General features: G+C 69.4%; 17 protein-coding genes. 10 read left to right on the forward strand and 7 right to left on the reverse strand.

Features of this window, described 5'->3' with window-relative positions:
- Positions 1–66: 66 nt before the first annotated feature.
- Entirely contained in the window at positions 67–312 is a 246-nt protein-coding gene (secG, locus tag F1C12_RS02655) for a preprotein translocase subunit SecG (protein ID WP_179605831.1), read from the forward strand.
- Positions 313–339: 27 nt separating this feature from the next.
- Complete coding sequence (locus tag F1C12_RS02660) at positions 340–705, forward strand: RNA polymerase-binding protein RbpA (protein ID WP_185277310.1); 366 nt, start codon at positions 340–342, stop codon at positions 703–705.
- Positions 706–767: 62 nt separating this feature from the next.
- On the opposite strand, the gene pgl is transcribed toward F1C12_RS02660, so the two are convergent.
- From pgl to tkt, 6 genes are read right to left on the reverse strand one after another with little or no spacing between them, the layout of a single operon-like run.
- Positions 768–1,538: a 6-phosphogluconolactonase gene (pgl, locus tag F1C12_RS02665; protein ID WP_185277311.1), complete on the reverse strand. Its 771-nt coding sequence runs from the start codon at positions 1,536–1,538 to the stop codon at positions 768–770.
- Positions 1,535–2,497, reverse strand: coding sequence for a glucose-6-phosphate dehydrogenase assembly protein OpcA (locus tag F1C12_RS02670; RefSeq protein WP_185277312.1), 963 nt, complete (start codon positions 2,495–2,497; stop codon positions 1,535–1,537). Before F1C12_RS02670 ends, pgl begins: the two co-directional genes overlap by 4 nt.
- The gene (gene zwf, locus F1C12_RS02675; RefSeq protein ID WP_185277313.1) at positions 2,494–4,035 is read right to left on the reverse strand and encodes a glucose-6-phosphate dehydrogenase; all 1,542 of its coding nucleotides are present in this window, start codon (positions 4,033–4,035) and stop codon (positions 2,494–2,496) included. Before zwf ends, F1C12_RS02670 begins: the two co-directional genes overlap by 4 nt.
- 9 nt (positions 4,036–4,044) lie before the next feature.
- Entirely contained in the window at positions 4,045–5,655 is a 1,611-nt protein-coding gene (locus tag F1C12_RS02680) for a glucose-6-phosphate isomerase (protein ID WP_185277314.1), read from the reverse strand.
- Entirely contained in the window at positions 5,652–6,779 is a 1,128-nt protein-coding gene (gene tal, locus F1C12_RS02685; protein ID WP_185277315.1) for a transaldolase, read from the reverse strand. The genes F1C12_RS02680 and tal overlap by 4 nt, the downstream gene beginning before the upstream one ends.
- A 35-nt stretch (positions 6,780–6,814) precedes the next feature.
- Positions 6,815–8,908, reverse strand: coding sequence for a transketolase (gene tkt, locus F1C12_RS02690; protein WP_185277316.1), 2,094 nt, complete (start codon positions 8,906–8,908; stop codon positions 6,815–6,817).
- A gap of 356 nt (positions 8,909–9,264) precedes the next feature.
- Between tkt and F1C12_RS02695 the strand changes: the two genes are divergently transcribed.
- Both F1C12_RS02695 and F1C12_RS02700 read left to right on the forward strand, forming a co-directional pair.
- The gene (locus F1C12_RS02695) at positions 9,265–10,188 is read left to right on the forward strand and encodes a heme o synthase (protein WP_185277317.1); all 924 of its coding nucleotides are present in this window, start codon (positions 9,265–9,267) and stop codon (positions 10,186–10,188) included.
- 152 nt (positions 10,189–10,340) lie between these two features.
- Positions 10,341–10,883 (forward strand): GNAT family N-acetyltransferase, encoded by a 543-nt coding sequence (locus tag F1C12_RS02700; RefSeq protein WP_258046085.1) that lies wholly within the window; start codon positions 10,341–10,343, stop codon positions 10,881–10,883.
- On the opposite strand, the gene F1C12_RS02705 is transcribed toward F1C12_RS02700, so the two are convergent.
- On the reverse strand, positions 10,857–11,798 hold the full coding sequence (locus F1C12_RS02705) for a COX15/CtaA family protein (RefSeq protein WP_185277319.1): 942 nt from the start codon (positions 11,796–11,798) through the stop codon (positions 10,857–10,859). The two genes, F1C12_RS02700 and F1C12_RS02705, sit on opposite strands and share 27 nt — an antisense overlap.
- A gap of 325 nt (positions 11,799–12,123) precedes the next feature.
- Between F1C12_RS02705 and sufB the strand changes: the two genes are divergently transcribed.
- The 6 genes from sufB (at position 12,124) to abc-f (ending at position 17,896) form a co-directional block, all read left to right on the forward strand.
- Positions 12,124–13,542 carry a Fe-S cluster assembly protein SufB gene (gene sufB / locus F1C12_RS02710; protein WP_185277320.1) on the forward strand — a complete coding sequence of 473 codons (1,419 nt, stop codon included), beginning with the start codon at positions 12,124–12,126 and terminating at the stop codon, positions 13,540–13,542.
- Between the two features lies 1 nt (position 13,543).
- Positions 13,544–14,734, forward strand: a complete 1,191-nt coding sequence (gene sufD, locus F1C12_RS02715) for a Fe-S cluster assembly protein SufD (RefSeq protein ID WP_185277321.1) — start codon at positions 13,544–13,546, stop codon at positions 14,732–14,734.
- On the forward strand, positions 14,734–15,063 hold the full coding sequence (locus F1C12_RS02720; protein ID WP_185277322.1) for a non-heme iron oxygenase ferredoxin subunit: 330 nt from the start codon (positions 14,734–14,736) through the stop codon (positions 15,061–15,063). Before sufD ends, F1C12_RS02720 begins: the two co-directional genes overlap by 1 nt.
- Before the next feature lie 4 nt (positions 15,064–15,067).
- Positions 15,068–15,862, forward strand: a complete 795-nt coding sequence (gene sufC, locus F1C12_RS02725; protein WP_185277323.1) for a Fe-S cluster assembly ATPase SufC — start codon at positions 15,068–15,070, stop codon at positions 15,860–15,862.
- Between the two features lie 26 nt (positions 15,863–15,888).
- Positions 15,889–16,218 carry a metal-sulfur cluster assembly factor gene (locus F1C12_RS02730; protein WP_055893974.1) on the forward strand — a complete coding sequence of 110 codons (330 nt, stop codon included), beginning with the start codon at positions 15,889–15,891 and terminating at the stop codon, positions 16,216–16,218.
- 79 nt (positions 16,219–16,297) lie between these two features.
- Positions 16,298–17,896 carry a ribosomal protection-like ABC-F family protein gene (gene abc-f / locus F1C12_RS02735; RefSeq protein WP_185277324.1) on the forward strand — a complete coding sequence of 533 codons (1,599 nt, stop codon included), beginning with the start codon at positions 16,298–16,300 and terminating at the stop codon, positions 17,894–17,896.
- Positions 17,897–17,955: the final 59 nt, after the last annotated feature.

The following is a 17,955-nucleotide window of genomic DNA, read 5'->3' on the forward strand; positions in this document are numbered from 1 at the left end:
CGTCCGGCGGTTATACTGGTCGTTGGTTTTGCCGGGCATCGGCCCGGACGCATCGAAAGGTCAAGCGTGCAGATTCTCACGGTCATCCTCCAGGTCTTGCTGGGGATCACCAGCCTCCTGCTGACCCTCCTCATCCTGTTGCACAAGGGACGCGGCGGCGGCCTCTCCGACATGTTCGGCGGCGGCGTCACCTCCAACCTGGGAGCCTCGGGCGTCGCGGAGCGCAACCTCAACAGGATCACCGTCATTCTCGGGCTCATCTGGATCACCTGCATCGTCGTCCTCGGGCTCATCACCAAATTCAGCGCCTAGCCGGCGCGCCTTCACCAGAGGAGAAGCATGGCATCCGGAGGAAGCGCAATCCGTGGCTCGCGCGTCGGCGCGGGCCCGATGGGGGAGCAGGACCGGGGTTTCCACGCCGAGCGCGTGGCCGTCTCGTACTGGGACGCCCTCGGCAACGAGACCGTCCGTTACTTCGCGGCGAACCTGCCCGACGAGGAGATCCCCGATGTGATCGACTCGCCGTCCACCGGCCTCCCGGCCGGGCGTGACAAGGAGAACCCGCCGTCGGTCGCCAAGACCGAGCCGTACAAGACGCACCTGGCCTACGTGAAGGAGCGCCGCTCGGAGGAGGAGGCGGAGCAGCTGCTCGACGACGCCCTCAACCAGCTCCGCGCCCGTCGCGGCAAGCCCACCACGAACTAGTCCCTACACGAAGAAGCCCCGCCGGTCACGAGACCGGCGGGGCTTCTTCGTGCGTTCTGAGCTCAGTAGCTCGGAGCGATCAGGTTCTCCGGCACGTCGACCGCCGCGTCCTTGTCCACGAAGAACACCGTGCGCTTGCGGCCCTTGGCGCCGGCGACCGGCACCTCCGTGTAGCTCGCGCCCGCGAGGGCGAGACCGAGCGCGCTGGCTTTGTCGCTGCCGGAGAGCACCAGCCAGATCCGGTCCGACGCGTTCAGCACCGGCCGGGTGAGGCTGAGCCGCTGCGGCGGCGGCTTCGGCGACTCGCGCTCCACGATCACCGTCGCCTCCGTCTCGCGGATGCCGGCGCGGTCGGGGAACAGCGATGCGATGTGGCCGTCCGGGCCGACGCCGAGGAACGTGATGTCGAACTTCGGGTAGGCCTGGCCCTCCGGCGCGAACGCCTCCAGCTCCGCTGCGTAGACGCGGGCGGCCTCCTCGATGTCGGGGATGTCGTCCGACGCCGGGAACGGGTGGATGTTCTCCGGCGGCACCGGGAGGTGGTCGAGGAGCGCCTCGCGCGCCTGGCGCTCGTTGCGCTCCTCGCTGGCCTTCTCGACGAACCGCTCGTCACCCCACCAGAAGTGCACCTTCGACCAGTCGATGGTGTCGCGCGCGGGGGAGCCGTTGACGGCCTCCAGCACCGCGATGCCCATCGTGCCGCCCGTCAGCGCGACGTTCGCCGCGCCCAGGTCGTCGAGGATGTCGATCGTCTTGGTGAGGAAGCGCGCGGCCACCGACGCGGCGAGTGCTTCCTTGTCGGGGTGGACGAGCACCCGCCGTTCGTTCGTCATGCTGTCGTGCCCGCTCCTTCGTCGGAGGTCTCGAGCATCCCGAGACCCTTCGTGATGACCTCGCCGTACAGGTCGTCGGGGTCCAGCCTACGCAGTTCCTCGGCGAGGCAGTCCCGGAGGCTGCGGCGCGGCAGCGACAGATCGTGCGTCGGCTGGCCGGGCTGGGAGAGCCGGGCCACGTTCGGCACCTCGCGCTCCAGCTCGATCGTGCCGGACGCGCGCTCCATCTTGACGCCGTGGATGCCGCCGGAGCCGACCGCGCGCGACGCGAGGTCGTACTGCACCGGCACCTGCAGCTGCAGGCGCAGCCAGGCTGCGAGCAACAGGGTGGAGGGCGAGTCGGCCGCGCCGGCGACCTCCACCGCGGTGATCGGCTCGTACGGCGGCTGGTCGAGCACCGCGGCGAGCTGTGCGCGCCACAGGGTGAGCCGGGTCCAGGCGAAGTCGGTGTCGCCCGGGGCGTACGTGTCGGCCAGGTGGAACAGCGCCTCCTGCGGGTTCGGCTGCGCCGACGCGTCCGTGATGCGGATCGTGGCGATGCGGCCGAGCGGGGAGTGCGACGCCTTCGCGGGCGCGATCCCCGGCCACCAGACCACGACGGGAGCGTCGGGGAGCAGGAGGCCGGTGACCAGGCCCTCCTCGTCGCTCGCCGTCTCGCCGTAGGCGCGGAGGACGATGACCTCGCTCGCGCCCGCGTCGCCGCCGACGCGGATCTGAGCGTCGAGACGCCCGGAGTCCGTGTGGCTGCGCTCCTCCTCGGTCGAGACCACGATGACGCGCATCGGGTGCTCGCGGGAGGCGTCGTTTGCGGCCTCGATGGCCTCCTCCTCCTGACCGAGGTGGGTGGCGATGATCAGGGTCAGCACGCGGCCGAGGGCGACGGCGCCGCCCTCCTCGCGGATCTTGACGAGCGCCTTCGAGATGTTGCTCGTCGTGGTGTCGGGCAGATCGACGATCATGGACGCCTCCAGACGCGGCCGTCGCGGGCGAGGAGCTCGTCGGCGGAAGTCGGGCCCCAGGTTCCGGGGCGGTACTGCTCGGGCTGGCCCTGCGTGGCCCAGAACTCCTCGATCGGGTCGAGGATCTTCCAGGACAGCTCGACCTCCTCGTGCCGAGGGAACAGCGGCGGGTCGCCCAGCAGGACGTCGAGGATGAGCCGTTCGTAGGCCTCGGGGCTCGCCTCGGTGAAGGCGTGGCCGTAGCCGAAGTCCATGCTCACGTCGCGCACCTGCATACCGGCGCCCGGCACCTTCGAGCCGAACCGGATGGTCACGCCCTCGTCGGGCTGCACCCGGATGACGAGCGCGTTCTGGCCGAGCGCGCTGGTCTGCGACTCCGCGAAGAGCTGCTGCGGCGCGCGCTTGAACACGACAGCGATCTCGGTGACGCGACGGCCCAGGCGTTTGCCTGCCCGCAGGTAGAACGGGACGCCGGCCCAGCGGCGCGTGCCGATGTCCAGCTTGATCGCGGCGTACGTCTCGGTGGTGGAGTCGGGGTTCATGCCGTCCTCCTCCAGGAAGCCGACGACCTTCTCGCCGCCCTGCCAGCCGCTGGAGTACTGACCGCGGGCGGTCGACTTCGCGAGGTCGGCGGGGAGCCGGACGGCCGCGAGCACCTTCTCCTTCTCGGCGCGCAGGTCCGCGGCGTCGAACGAGATGGGCTCCTCCATCGCCGTGAGGGCGAGGAGCTGCAGGAGGTGGTTCTGGATGACGTCGCGCGCTGCGCCGATGCCGTCGTAGTAGCCGGCCCGGCCGCCCACGCCGATGTCCTCGGCCATCGTGATCTGCACGTGGTCGACGTAGTTGGCGTTCCAGATCGGCTCGTACAGCTCGTTGGCGAAGCGCAGCGCCAGGATGTTCTGGACCGTCTCCTTGCCGAGGTAGTGGTCGATCCGGAAGACCGAGTCCGGCGGGAACACCGACTCCACGACGTGGTTGAGTTCGCGCGCGGTCTTCAGGTCGCTGCCGAACGGCTTCTCGATGACGACGCGCCGCCATCCGGTGCCGGACTGGTCGGCCAGCCCCGACTTCTTGAGCTGCTCGGTGACGAGCGGGAAGGCCTTCGGCGGGATGGACAGGTAGAACGCGTGGTTGCCCATCGTGCCGCGCTCGATGTCCAGCTTCTCGACGGTCTCCTTGAGCCGCTGGAAGGCCTCGGCGTCGTCGAACTCGCCCGAGACGAAGCGGATGCCCTGGGCGAGCTGCTTCCACACGTCGTCGTCGAACGGGGTGCGAGCGTACTGCTTGACCGCGTCGTAGACGACCTTCTCGAAGTCCTGGTCCTCCCAGTCGCGCCGGGCGAACCCGACGAGCGAGAAGCCGGGCGGCAGGAGGCCGCGGTTCGCCAGGTCGTAGACGGCCGGCATCAGCTTCTTGCGCGACAGGTCGCCCGTCACGCCGAAGATGATGAGGCTGCTCGGCCCCGCGATGCGGTTGAGGCGACGGTCGGAGGGCAACCGCAGGGGATTGAACTCCGGGGTGATCTCCACCGGTGACATCTGGCTCCTCTAGTTGACGGCCTCGAACAGCGAGACGACGTCGGCCTCGGGGTTCGAGAGGGTCAGGGTCAGCACCGGGCGGCCGTGCTCGCCGAGCACGCTCGCGTCGCCCGCGGCCTGCGCCTGGATGAGCTGGCCGAAGGTGAACGGGCGGTCCGGGATCTCCAGGTCCTCCGGCGCCGCCGCGGTGATCTGCAGGAACACGCCGACGGCGGGGCCGCCCTTGTGGAACTGCCCGGTCGAGTGCAGGAAGCGCGGGCCCCAGCCGAAGGTGACGGGACGGCCGGCCTTGGCGGCGAGCAGGTCGCGGATGCCCGCGAGCTGCGGCAGCGCCAGCCGGTCGACGTAGGCCTGCACCGAGACGTAGCCGTCCGGGCCGAGCTGCGCGAGGAGGGCGTCCACCGCGGCGTCGAGCGTCGACGCGCCGCCGAGGAACGAGCCGGTGGTGCGCACCTCGACACCGCCCGCGGTGAACGCGGGCGCGACGGGCTCCGGACGGTTCTCGAGCAGCGCGCGGGCGGCGACCTTGGCGGCCTCCACGTCGGGCTGGTCGAACGGGTTGATCCCGAGCAGTCGGCCGGCGACCGCGGTGGCGTACTCCCAGACGATGAGCTGGGCGCCCAGGCTGCCGGAGACGAGGATCTCGCCCTCGTGCCGGTCGGAGGGGAACAGGTGGTGCGCCTCCGCGTTGGCGACGAGCCGCACGACCTGCAGGTCGGCGGGCTTCGAGGTGAGCTCGGGGGCGAGCGTGTCGAGCACGACCGGGAGCAGGCCGGTGCCCTCCTTGCCGGTGGACTCCGCGATCAGCTGCTCGGCCCAGTCGGCGAACCCGACGATGTGGGTGCCGTCCGCGACGATGCCCACCTTGTCCTTCAGCGGGTTGGTGCCGGCGATCGCCGCGCCGAGCACGAGGCCCGGGTTCGCGGTGTTGTCGACGGCGAGCTCGATGAGCGTCGCCTCCGCCTCATCCAGCAGCTCGGAGATGTCCACGCCGGCGAGACCGGACGGGACCAGCCCGAACGCGGTGAGCGCCGAGTAGCGGCCGCCCACGTTGGGGTCGGCGTTGAACACGCGGTAGCCCGCCTCGCGCGCCGACTGGTCGAGCGGTGAGCCCGGGTCGGTGACGACGACGATGCGCTCGGTCGGGTCGATGCCGGCGTCGCGGAACCACTTCTCGTAGACGCGCTTCTGGCTGTCGGTCTCCAGGGTCGAGCCCGACTTGGAGGAGATGACGACGGCGGTCGCCTGCAGGCGGTCGCGCAGGGCCGACAGCACCTGACCGGGGTCGGTCGAGTCGAGGACCGTGAGCTCGGCCTCCGCGGTGCGCGTGATGACCTCGGGAGCGAGCGAGGAGCCGCCCATGCCGCCGAGCACGATGTGGTTGACGCCCTTGGCGTGCAGCTGCTCGCGCAGCGCGACGATCTCGGCGACCAGCGGGCGGGAGATCGCGACGGCCTCGGTCCAGCCGAGGCGCTTGGACGCCTCCGGCTCGGCGGCCGGGCCCCAGAGCGCCGGGTCCTGGGCGGTGATGCCGGAGGCGACCCGGTCGGCGACGAGCTGCGGCACGACCGACGCGACGGCCTGGGCCGCCGCGCCGGTGACGTGGATGCGGAAGGTCACTTGGCCGCCTCCAGCGCGTTGGTGACGGTCTCGACGAGCTCGGCCCAGGAGACGTTGAACTTGTCGACGCCCTCGCGCTCCAGGGTGGCGGTCACGTCGTCGTAGTCGACGCCGAGGCCGGCCAGTGCGTCCAGGACGCCCTTCGCGTCGGCGTAGTTGCCGGTGACGGTGTCTCCGGCGATCTCGCCGTGGTCGAAGGTCGCCTCCAGCGTCTTCTCCGGCATGGTGTTGACCGTGTTCGGCGCGACCAGCTCGGTGACGTAGAGGGTGTCGGGCAGGCTCGGGTCCTTCACGCCGGTGGAGGCCCAGAGCGGGCGCTGCTCGTTCGCACCGGCGGCCACGAGGGCCTTGGCGCGGTCGGTGGCGAACTCCTGCTCGTACAGCTCGTAGGCGAGGCGGGCGTTGGCGATGCCGGCCTTGCTCTTGAGCGCGAGGGCCTCGTCGGTGCCGATCGCGGTCAGTCGCTTGTCGACCTCGGTGTCCACGCGGGACACGAAGAACGACGCGACCGACTGGATGCCGGCGAGGTCGATGCCAGCGGCCTTCGCCTTCTCGAGGCCGGTCAGGTAGGCGTCGATCACCTGGCGGTAGCGCTCGAGGCTGAAGATCAGCGTGACGTTGACGCTGATGCCGGCCGCGATGGTCTCGGTGATGGCCTCCAGGCCCTCGACCGTCGCGGGGATCTTGATCAGCACATTGGGCTTGTCGACCTTCGCGGCGAGCTTCTTGGCCTGCTCGATGGTGCCGTGCGCGTCGTGCGCGAGGCCGGGCTCCACCTCGATGGAGACGCGGCCGTCGACGCCGTTGCTGGCCTCGAACACCTCGTGGAAGATGTCGCTGGCGTCGGCGACGTCGTCGGTCGTGATCTCGAAGATCGCGTCCTCGACGCTCGTGCCGGCGGCGGCGAGCTCCTTCACCTGGGCGTCGTACGCCTCGCCCTTGGAGAGCGCGGCGGCGAAGATCGTCGGGTTCGTGGTCACGCCGACGACGTTGCGCTCGGCGATCAGCTTCTGGAGGCCGCCCGTGGCGATGCGCTCACGGGACAGGTCGTCCAGCCAGATGCTGACGCCGGCGGCGGACAGCGCGGCGGTGGGGGAGGTGGTGGCGGAAGTGGTGTCGGTCATCGTGGTCTTCTTCTTCTCTTCCTTGTGCTGCGCGCTCAGAGCGACGCGAGCGATTCCTTGGCTGCGGCGACGGCGTGCTCGGTGGTCATGCCGAACTCGCGGAACAGCGTCTTGTAGTCGGCCGAGGCGCCGAAGTGCTCGATCGAGACGCTGCGGCCGTGGTCGCCGACGATCTTGTCCCAGGCGAGCGCCAGGCCGGCCTCGATCGAGACGCGGGCCTTGAGCTCGGCCGGGAGGACCTTCTCCTGGTAGGCGGCGTCCTGCTCGTGGAACCACTCCAGGCAGGGGGCCGAGACGACGCGGGCGTTGATCCCCTCGCCACGAAGCACCTCGCGGGCCTCGAGAGCGATCTGGACCTCGGAGCCGGTGGCGATGAACAGCACATCGGGGGTGCCGCCCGGAGCCTCGGCCAGGATGTACGCGCCCTTGGCGACGTTCGCGGCGGACGCGAGCGTGTCGCCCGTGGCCTCGCCGTCGCCGCGCTCGAACACCGGGATGTTCTGGCGGGTCAGGGCGATGCCGGCCGGACCACCGCGGCGCTCCAGCATGGTCTTCCACGCGTAGGCGACCTCGTTGGCGTCGCCCGGGCGGACGACGTCGAGGTGCGGGATGGCGCGGAGGGTCGACAGCTGCTCGATCGGCTGGTGCGTCGGGCCGTCCTCGCCGAGGGCGACGGAGTCGTGCGTCCAGACGAAGATCGACGGCACCTGCATCAGCGCGGCCAGGCGGATCGCAGGGCGCTGGTAGTCGCTGAAGATCAGGAACGTGCCGCCGAACGGGCGGGTCGGGCCGTGCAGCACGATGCCGTTGAGGATCGCGGCCATCGCGTGCTCGCGGATGCCGAAGTGCAGCACGCGGCCGTACGGGTTGCCGGTCCACTCGTGGGTCGAGTGCTCGGTGGGAACGAAGGACGCGGCGCCCTCGATCGTGGTGTTGTTCGACTCGGCGAGGTCGGCCGAGCCGCCCCACAGCTCGGGCATGACGCCCGCGATGGCGTTGATCACCTTGCCGCTGGCGGCGCGGGTCGAGACATCCTTGCCCGCCTCGAAGACCGGGAGGGCCTCCTCGAAGCCCGCAGGCACGTCGCCGGCGAGCAGGCGGTCCAGGAGCTCCTTGCGCTCCGGGTTCGCGGCGGCCCAGGCGTCGAAGCCCTTCTGCCACTCGGCGTGCTCCTGGGCGCCGCGCTCGACGGCCTTGCGGGTGTGCTCGATGACGTCCTCGGCGACCTCGAAGGTCTGGTCGGGGTCGAAGCCGAGCACCTCCTTGACGGCGCGCAGCTCGTCGGCGCCGAGGGCCGAGCCGTGGATCTTGCCGGTGTTCTGCTTCTTCGGCGCCGGCCAGCCGATGATGGTCTTCAGGACGATCAACGACGGCTTGTCGGTGACCTCCTGGGCGTTGACGATGGCCTGGTGCAGCTCCTGCACGTCTTCCTCGTAGACGCCGGTCTTCTTCCAGTCGACCACCTGGACGTGCCAGTGGTAGGCCTCGTAGCGGGCCTTGACGTCCTCGGTGAAGGCGATGTTGGTGTCGTCCTCGATCGAGATCTGGTTGGCGTCGTAGATGGCGATCAGGTTGCCGAGCTGCTGGTGGCCGGCGAGGCTGGAGGCCTCCGAGCTGATGCCCTCCTCCAGGTCGCCGTCGCTCGCGATCACGTAGACGTGGTGGTCGAACGGGCTGGTGCCGGGAGCGGCGTCCGGGTCGAACAGGCCGCGCTCGAAGCGCTGCGCGTAGGCGAAGCCGACCGAGGAGGAGATGCCCTGGCCGAGCGGGCCGGTGGTGATCTCGACGCCCTTGGTGTGGCGGTACTCGGGGTGGCCCGGGGTGAGCGAGTCCCAGGTGCGCAGCGCCTTGAGGTCGTCGAGCTCGAGGCCGTAGCCGCCGAGGTAGAGCTGGATGTACTGGGTGAGCGAGCTGTGGCCTGCGGACAGGATGAAGCGGTCGCGGCCGAGCCAGTGCTCGTCGTGCGGGTCGCGGCGCATCACCTTCTGGAACAGCAGGTACGCGGCGGGGGCCAGGCTCATCGCGGTGCCCGGATGACCGTTGCCCACCTTCTCCACCGCGTCGGCCGCGAGGACGCGGACCGTGTCTACCGCCTTGTTGTCAATGGGATCCCACTGCAGAGCTGCCACGTGAAAACTGACCCTTCGTAGATGTGGTGAGGGTCGTCGTGTAACCCGCACCGGTTGAGGTAGTGCGCGCCGTGGACGTCATCGGCGCCGGTGGCGCTTTCCGTCACAGTCCTACAATTCGAGGTCCGTGGGAAGGGGCACCGGCTGGCGAGCACCTCCAAGTATAGGTAACACGCACGAAACAAGGGGTGTTCCCGCAGGTGCATGCGCTACCACGGGGCGGCGGGGCGCGGAAGCCTGCGGAACTGCACCGGTGTCGTAGACTGGTCGCGGTCTGTAACAATCCGCACAGTCGCCGGGACACCTCGTGAGACCGGCGTCCCGCGGCCGCACGATTCCAGTAATACCGAGGAGCAATGGACGTCGCTGTAGAGAGCCGTGTCGAACCGGCGGGCCGCATCGGCGTCGCACGCAAGGCGAAGGCGTACCTCGCCCTCACCAAGCCGCGCGTGGTCGAGCTGCTGCTGGTCACGACCGTCCCCACGATGATCCTCGCCGCCCACGGCATCCCGAACCTCTGGCTCGTGCTCGCGACGGTGGTCGGCGGCTACATGTCGGCGGGTTCCGCCGGCGCGTTCAACTGCTACATCGACCGCGACATCGACCGCGTGATGCGCCGCACCAAGAACCGACCGCTGGTCACCGGCGAGCTGAGCGACCGCGAGGCGCTCGTCTTCGCCTGGGCGCTCGGCATCGCCTCGGTCCTGGTGCTCGGCTTCTTCACGAACTGGCTGGCCGCCGCGCTGTCCGTCGGCGCGATCCTGCTCTACGTCGTCTTCTACACGCTCATCCTCAAGCGCCGCACCGCCCAGAACATCGTCTGGGGCGGCGTCGCCGGCTGCATGCCCGTGCTGATCGGCTGGGCCGCCGTCACCGGTTCGCTCGCCTGGCCGCCGGTTATCCTGTTCGGCATCATCTTCCTCTGGACGCCGCCGCACTACTGGCCGCTGTCGATGAAGTACCGCGAGGACTACAAGGAGGCCGGCGTCCCGATGCTCGCGGTCGTCCGCGGCCGCACGGTGGTCGGCCTGCAGGTCATCCTGTACGCGTGGGCGATGGTGGCGTGCTCGCTGCTGCTCATCCCGGTCGGTCACATGGGCCTGGTCTACACGGTGGTCTCGCTGGGCGCGGGCGGCTGGTTCCTCTACGAGTCGCACCGCCTCTACAACCTCGCCATCCGGCACGAGCACGTCTCGCCGATGCGGGTGTTCCACGGCTCCATCGCCTACCTGACGCTGATCTTCCTCGCCGTCGCGATCGACCCCCTGCTCTGGTTCTGACGCGGCGATTCGTGCCGAATGTCGTGAATGCCCGCGCCTTTCGCGACATTCGTGCCGAATGTGCGCGCGGCGATTCGTGCCGAATGTCGTGAATGCCCGCGTCATTCGCGACATTCGTGCCGAATGTGGGCGGCGCTGGTAGCGTGCGGAGCGTGCAGGTGCTGAGGACGGCCCGGCTCGTCCTCGACGCGCCGCGAGAGAGCGACATCCCCGCCGTCCTGGAGGCCTGCAGCGACCCCGAGACGCTGCGCTGGGTCCCGCTGCCCGACCCGTACACGCGGGAGAGCGCCGAGTTCTTCGTGCGCGCCTATTGCCCGCACGGACTGGCGAGCGGCCGGTTCACGGTGTGGGCGATCCGGGAGGGCGCGACCCTGCCGCTCGTGGGCGCCGTCGAGGTGCGCCGCGACGAGGCGGCGGGCTCGGCCTCGCTCGGCTGCTGGCTGACGCCGTCCGCGCGCCGCAGAGGAGTGATGACGGAGGCTTTGACGGCCGTCCGCGACTACGTGCTGTCGCCCGACGGCTTCGACCTCGACCGGCTGCGCTGGGAGTATCTGCCGGGAAACGAGGCGAGCAGGCGGCTGGCGGACGCGGTCGGGTTCGACTTCGCGGGGGCGCAGCCGCACGCGGTGGACTTCCGCGGCGAGCAGCGCGAGGCGCTGACCGGGGTGCTACGCCGCGACGACGTCCGCCGCTGAGCCGGCGGCGACCGCGTCGCGCGGCGCTGGGGCCTTCAGCGACAGGATGACCGCGGTCATCACCGACGCGAGCGTGGACGCCAGCGTCATGTGGATGCCGACCAGGATGCCGGGCAGGCCGGTGTTCGACTGGATGAGGCCGACCGCGATCTGGACGAGCTCCACCGCGAGCAGCAGCAGCGTGAAGCGGTGCACGGAGGTCGCCGTGATCCGCCAGGCGCCCACGACGAGCACAAGCGTGAGCGCGAAGGTCACGTAGGCCGGGATGGCGTGCACGTGCTCCAGGATCTCGGGGTTCAGGCCGTTGCGCGGAGCGTTGGCGTCGCCGGCGTGCGGGCCCGAGCCCGTCGTGAGGATGCCGAACAGGATGGTCAGCGCCACGAAGAAGCTGGTGAGGTGCGCTACGCCCGCGAACCAGGCGGGCACAGCGCGCACGCGCGGCCCCGGCACGGCGTAGACCCGCACCAGGAAGGCGGTGCACAGTGCGACGAGCGCGATCGAGACGACGAAGTGGAGGCCGACCACGTACGGGTTCAGGTCGCTGAGCACCGAGAGGCCGCCGATGACGGCCTGGGCCGGGATGGCGAGGCCGGCGAGCAGGGTCAGCCAGAACAGGTCTTTACGCTCTTTGCGAAGTCTCAGGATGGCGACGAACGCGATGACGGCCACCACGCCGAGCCCGGCGCTGAGGAGGCGGTTGCCGAACTCGATGATGCCGTGGATGCCCATCTCCGGCGTGTTCACCAGCGAGCCGGCCGTGCACTTCGGCCAGGTCGGGCAGCCGAGCCCCGAGCCGGTGAGCCGCACGAGGCCGCCGGTGCCGACGAGCACGATCTGGCCGACGAGGTAGACCCAGGCGATGACCTTCAGCCGCGCGTCGACACGGTCGGGCAGCCACGCGATGATGCGCTTCATATGTTCCTGGGTTCCTCAGATCTGATCGATACTCGGCCAACGTGCAGGCGCGCCTCTACTATTACCGCTTCGCACCTGTAGAATTGGTGGGTTCGAGAAACGCGCGACCGTGCGCGTGTCCGTGAGCGTTTCCTCGCTCGCGGCCGGGGCACTGTCGCCCATGTCCTCGATCAGTCTAGGTAAAGCACTGCGTATGTTCAGACCACTGTTCATCGCAGCCGAGCCACCCGCACAATCAGGACGCTCCGAGCGTGGGCAGCAGCACGCCGCGAGGGGAATGAGCCGGACTCATATCCGGTTGAGAGTGGAAGGAAACGAGGTAGATATGTCAGACATCCTGATCGACCGGCCAGAACTCGCGAGCCTCGGGCAGTACGAGTTCGGCTGGGCCGACTCCGACGCGGCGGGAGCATCCGCGCGTCGTGGGCTCGGACCCGAGGTGGTGAGCGACATCTCCCACCTCAAGAACGAGCCCGAGTGGATGCTGCAGCGCCGCCTGAAGGCCCTCCAGCTGTTCGAGCGCAAGCCGATGCCCACCTGGGGCGCCGATCTCTCCGAGATCGACTTCGACAACATCAAGTACTTCGTCCGCTCCACGGAGAAGCAGGCCCAGAGCTGGGAGGACCTGCCCGAGGACATCCGCAACACCTACGAGAAGCTCGGCATCCCCGAGGCCGAGCGCCAGCGCCTCGTCGCCGGCGTCGCCGCGCAGTACGAGTCAGAGGTGGTCTACCACCAGATCCGCGAGGACCTCGAGCAGCAGGGCGTCATCTTCCTCGACACCGACACCGCTCTGAAGGAGCACCCGGAGTTCTTCGAGGAGTACTTCGGCACGGTCATCCCCGCCGGCGACAACAAGTTCGCGGCGCTCAACACGGCCGTCTGGTCCGGCGGCTCGTTCGTGTACGTGCCCAAGGGCGTCCACGTCGAGATCCCGCTCCAGGCCTACTTCCGCATCAACACGGAGAACATGGGCCAATTCGAGCGGACGCTGATCATCGCAGACGAGGACAGCTACGTGCACTACATCGAGGGCTGCACCGCCCCGATCTACAAGTCCGACTCGCTGCACTCCGCGGTCGTCGAGATCATCGTGAAGAAGAACGCCCGCGTGCGCTACACGACGATCCAGAACTGGTCGAACAACGTCTACAACCTCGTCACCAAGCGCGCCACGGCCGCCGAGGGCGCGACGATGGAGTGGATCGACGGCAACATCGGCTCCAAGGTGACGATGAAGTACCCGTCGATCTACCTGATGGGCGAGCACGCCAAGGGCGAGACGCTCTCCGTCGCCTTCGCGGGCCCCGGCCAGCACCAGGACGCCGGCGCGAAGATGATCCACATGGCGCCGTACACGCAGTCCTCGATCGTCTCCAAGTCGATCGCCCGCGGCGGCGGCCGCGCCGGCTACCGCGGCGAGGTCCGGGTGGACGCCAACGCGCACCACGCCGCGAACACCGTGCGCTGCGACGCCCTGCTGGTCGACACCATCTCCCGGTCGGACACCTACCCGGCGATCGACATCCGGGTGGACGACGTGCAGCTCGGCCACGAGGCCACGGTCTCCCGCGTGAGCGAGGAGCAGCTGTTCTATCTGATGTCCCGGGGGCTCCCGGAGGACGAGGCCATGGCGATGATCGTCCGCGGCTTCATCGAGCCGATCGCTCGCGAGCTCCCGATGGAATACGCACTCGAACTCAACAAGCTCATCGAGATGGGCATGGAAGGCTCTGTCGGCTGATATGACGACCCCCAGCACACCGACGCAGACCCAGGACTCGCCCGCGCCGGCCCCTACGCACATGCGTGCGCCCGTCCCGGTGCAGACCCGCTCCGAGCGGTTCACCTCCACGCAGGTCTCCGACTTCCCCGACGTGACCGGCCGCGAGGTCATGTGGAAGCACACCCCGGTCGCCCGGCTCACCGAGCTCATCTCGGGCGAGCTGGACGGCGCGCCGTACGTCTTCGACCTGACGCCGGCGCCGGGCGTGACGGCCGAGTGGATCGCCCGTGACGACGCCCGCATCGGCGCCGCCGGCATCCCGGAGGACCGCGCCTCGGCGAACGCCTGGACGAACTTCGAGCAGGCGCTGCTCGTGTCCGTCTCGGGCGACGACGTCAAGGAGGCCACGCTCACGCGCGCGGCGCTCGGCGGGTCCGCCCGCGCTGCGCACACCGTCGTGGAGGTCGCTCCCGGCGCCCACGCCACGCTCATCCTGCAGAACAGCGGAGCCGCGCACCTGGCCGAGAACGTCGAGTTCCTGCTCGGCGCGGACGCGAACCTCACGGTCGTCTCGGTGCAGGAGTGGGACGACGACGCGCTGCACGTCGCGGCGCACTTCGCCGAGCTGGCCGAGGGCGCGCGCATCAAGCACGTCGCCGTCACGCTCGGCGGCGGCGTCGTGCGGCTCAACCCGTCGGCGCACCTCGCCGGCGCGCGGGCCGACGCCGAACTGCTCGGCGCCTACTTCGCCGACGCCTCGCAGCACCTCGAGCAGCAGGTCTACGTCCACCACGACGGCCCGGAGACCCGCAGCCGCGTCACCTACAAGGGCGCGCTGCAGGGCGAGGGCGCGCGCACGGTCTGGATCGGCGACGTGCTGATCGGCCCGAAGGCCGTCGGCACCGACACCTACGAGCAGAACCGCAACCTCGTGCTCACCGACGGCGCCCGCGCCGACTCGGTGCCGAACCTGGAGATCGAGACCGGCGACATCGTCGGCGCCGGCCACGCCAGCGCCACGGGACGCTTCGACGACGAGCAGCTCTTCTACCTGCAGTCGCGTGGCATCCCGGAGGACGAGGCCCGCCGCCTGGTGGTCCGCGGCTTCCTGTTCGAGATCGTCCAGCAGATCGGCTCGCCCGCGCTCCAGGAGCGCCTGCAGTCGGCGATCGAGGCCGAACTCGCGGTGTCCGTCACGGCGGCGAGCTGATGGCGGGCTCTCGTGTCGCTTCGGCGGCCGAGCTGGTCGAGAACCAGGCGACCCGTGTGGTCGTCGACGGTGTCCCTATCGCGATCGTCAAGGACTCGGCCGGCGACATCCACGCCATCGGCGACACCTGCACGCACGGCGAGATCTCCCTCGCCGAGGGCTTCATCGAAGGTGAGACGCTGGAGTGCTGGGCGCACGGCTCCCAGTTCTCGCTGATCACCGGCAAGCCGCTCAACCTCCCGGCCTACGAGCCGGTCCCCGTCTTCCAGGTCGAGGTCATCGACGGAGACGTCTACATCGACCCGACCGTCACGAAAGAGATTCAGTAAGCACATGTCAGTCCTCGAGATCCGCGACCTGCACGTCACCGTCGAGACGGACCAGGGCACCAAGCCCATCCTCAACGGTGTCGACCTGACCATCAACGAGGGTGAGATCCACGCCATCATGGGCCCCAACGGCTCCGGCAAGTCCACCCTCGCCTACACGATCGCCGGCCACCCGAAGTACACCGTCACCCAGGGCACCATCACGCTCGACGGCGAGGACGTCCTCGCGATGACCGTCGACGAGCGCGCCCGCGCCGGCCTGTTCCTCGCGATGCAGTACCCGGTCGAGATCCCCGGTGTGACCAACACCAACTTCCTCCGCACCGCCAAGACCGCCATCGACGGCCAGGCGCCCGCCATCCGCACCTGGGTGAAGGACGTCCGCGAGACGATGGGGCAGCTCCGCATGGACTCCTCGTTCGCCGAGCGCAACGTCAACGAGGGCTTCTCGGGCGGCGAGAAGAAGCGCAACGAGATCCTGCAGCTCGAGCTCCTGAAGCCGAAGTTCGCGGTGCTGGACGAGACCGACTCCGGCCTCGACGTGGACGCGCTCAAGGTCGTCTCGGAGGGCGTCAACCGGGCTAAGGCGAACACCGGGCTCGGCATCCTGCTCATCACGCACTACACGCGCATCCTCCGCTACATCAAGCCGGACTTCGTGCACGTGTTCGTCGCGGGCAAGGTCGCCGAGCAGGGCGGCCCGGAGCTGGCCGAGCGCTTGGAGGAGGAGGGCTACGACCGCTTCGTCGACGCCCCCGAGTCCGCGTCGGCCGCCGCGGGCGAGCTGGCCGAGGCCTGAGCCGCGGCCCGGAGTAGAATCCGATCATGCCCGCCACGCTGAGCCCGGCGCTCTTCGACCAGGTCGAAGAGGCGCTTAAGAACGTCATGGACCCCGAGCTCGGGATCAATGTCGTCGACCTGGGCCTCATCTACGACCTGGCCTGGGACGACGAGAACAACGCACTCATCATCTCGATGACCCTCACGAGCGCCGGCTGCCCGCTCACCGACGTGCTCGAGGAGCAGACCGCCGAGAGCCTCGACGGCATCGTGGAGGCCTTCCGCATCAACTGGGTGTGGATGCCGCCGTGGGGCCCTGAGCGGATCACCGACGACGGGCGCGACATGATGCGCGCCCTCGGCTTCGCCATCTGACACGTTTCGACGAAGAAGTCCCGGCACGAGAGTGCCGGGACTTCCGTCTGACCACCCGAACAACGTAAGGAACACCACTGTGCTCGCCGTGCACGACCTCGAACTGCGCGTCGGCGCCCGCCTGCTGATGGAGGACGTCAGCTTCCGCGTGGCCGACGGCGACAAGATCGGGCTCGTCGGCCGCAACGGCGCCGGCAAGACCACCCTCACCAAGGTGCTCGCCGGCGACCTGCTGCCGACGGCCGGAAAGGTCGACCGCTCCGGCGAGCTGGGCTACCTCCCGCAGGACCCGCGCTCCGGCAACCTGGACGACCTCGCGCGCACGCGCATCCTGGACGCCCGCGGCCTCGGCTCGATCGTCCTCGGGATGCAGCAGGCCACGCACGACATGGCCAGCGACGACGCCGCGGTGTCCGCCGCCGCCATGAAGAAGTACGGCCGGCTCGAGGAGCAGTTCCACATGCACGGCGGCTACGCGGCCGAGGCGGAGGCGGCCTCCATCGCCTCAAACCTCAACCTGCCGGACCGCATCCTCGACCAGCCGCTGAAGACCCTCTCCGGTGGCCAGCGCCGCCGCATCGAGCTGGCGCGCATCCTGTTCTCCGACGCCAGGACAATGATCCTGGACGAGCCGACGAACCACCTCGACGCCGACTCGATCGTCTGGCTGCGGGACTTCCTGAAGAACTACTCCGGCGGGTTCATCGTCATCTCGCACGACGTGGAGCTGGTCGGAGAGACCGTCAATCGGGTCTTCTACCTGGACGCCAACCGCCAGGTCATCGACATCTACAACATGGGCTGGAAGAACTACCAGCGCCAGCGCGCCGCCGACGAGGAGCGCCGCAAGAAGGAGCGCGTCAACGCCGAGAAGAAGGCGTCCGCCCTCCAGCTCCAGGCGGCCAAGTTCGGCGCCAAGGCGACCAAGGCCGCGGCCGCGCACCAGATGGTCGCGCGCGCAGAGAAGCTGCTCGCGGGCCTGGAGGACGTGCGCCAGGTCGACCGCGTCGCCAAGCTGCGCTTCCCGACCCCGGCCGCGTGCGGGCGCACGCCGCTGGCGGCCTCCGACCTGTCCAAGAGCTACGGTTCGCTCGAGATCTTCACGGCCGTCGACCTCGCCATCGACCGCGGCTCGAAGGTCGTCGTGCTCGGCCTGAACGGCGCGGGCAAGACCACCCTGCTGCGGATGCTCGCGGGCGTCGACCAGCCGGACACCGGAATGGTGGAGCCCGGCCACGGCCTCCGGATCGGCTACTACGCGCAGGAGCACGAGACGATCGACGTCGAGCGCTCCGTCCTGCAGAACATGGTGTCGTCGTCGCCGTCGCTCACCGAGACCGAGGCCCGCAAGGTGCTCGGCTCGTTCCTGTTCACGGGCGACGACGCCCACAAGCCCGCCGGGGTGCTCTCCGGCGGCGAGAAGACCCGGCTCGCGCTGGCGATGATCGTGGTCTCCGGCGCGAACGTGCTGCTGCTGGACGAGCCGACCAACAACCTCGACCCCGCCAGCCGCGAGGAGATCCTCGACGCGCTCGCGCACTACGAGGGCGCGGTCGTGCTGGTCAGCCACGACGAGGGCGCCGTGGAGGCCCTGAACCCCGAGCGCGTCCTGATCCTCCCGGACGGCGTCGAGGACCACTGGAACCGCGACTACCTCGACCTGATCTCGCTGGCGTAGCCGCGACATTCGTCACGAATCGCGACTCTGACGCGCTCAGAGTCGCGATTCGGCACGAA

Source organism: Leifsonia shinshuensis (genome assembly GCF_014217625.1).
Classification (GTDB): Bacteria; Actinomycetota; Actinomycetes; order Actinomycetales; family Microbacteriaceae; genus Leifsonia; species Leifsonia shinshuensis_A.

Bases quoted from the DNA above. Each gene is read 5' to 3' on its own strand.
- F1C12_RS02660 (WP_185277310.1), top strand. From the start codon at position 340: ATGGCATCCGGAGGAAGCGCAATCCGTGGCTCGCGCGTCGGCGCGGGC.
- pgl (WP_185277311.1), bottom strand. From the start codon at position 1,538: ATGACGAACGAACGGCGGGTGCTCGTCCACCCCGACAAGGAAGCACTC.
- F1C12_RS02670 (WP_185277312.1), bottom strand. From the start codon at position 2,497: ATGATCGTCGATCTGCCCGACACCACGACGAGCAACATCTCGAAGGCG.
- zwf (WP_185277313.1), bottom strand. From the start codon at position 4,035: ATGTCACCGGTGGAGATCACCCCGGAGTTCAATCCCCTGCGGTTGCCC.
- tal (WP_185277315.1), bottom strand. From the start codon at position 6,779: ATGACCGACACCACTTCCGCCACCACCTCCCCCACCGCCGCGCTGTCC.
- F1C12_RS02695 (WP_185277317.1), top strand. From the start codon at position 9,265: ATGGACGTCGCTGTAGAGAGCCGTGTCGAACCGGCGGGCCGCATCGGC.
- F1C12_RS02705 (WP_185277319.1), bottom strand. From the start codon at position 11,798: ATGAAGCGCATCATCGCGTGGCTGCCCGACCGTGTCGACGCGCGGCTG.
- sufB (WP_185277320.1), top strand. From the start codon at position 12,124: ATGTCAGACATCCTGATCGACCGGCCAGAACTCGCGAGCCTCGGGCAG.
- sufD (WP_185277321.1), top strand. From the start codon at position 13,544: ATGACGACCCCCAGCACACCGACGCAGACCCAGGACTCGCCCGCGCCG.
- F1C12_RS02720 (WP_185277322.1), top strand. From the start codon at position 14,734: ATGGCGGGCTCTCGTGTCGCTTCGGCGGCCGAGCTGGTCGAGAACCAG.
- sufC (WP_185277323.1), top strand. From the start codon at position 15,068: ATGTCAGTCCTCGAGATCCGCGACCTGCACGTCACCGTCGAGACGGAC.
- F1C12_RS02730 (WP_055893974.1), top strand. From the start codon at position 15,889: ATGCCCGCCACGCTGAGCCCGGCGCTCTTCGACCAGGTCGAAGAGGCG.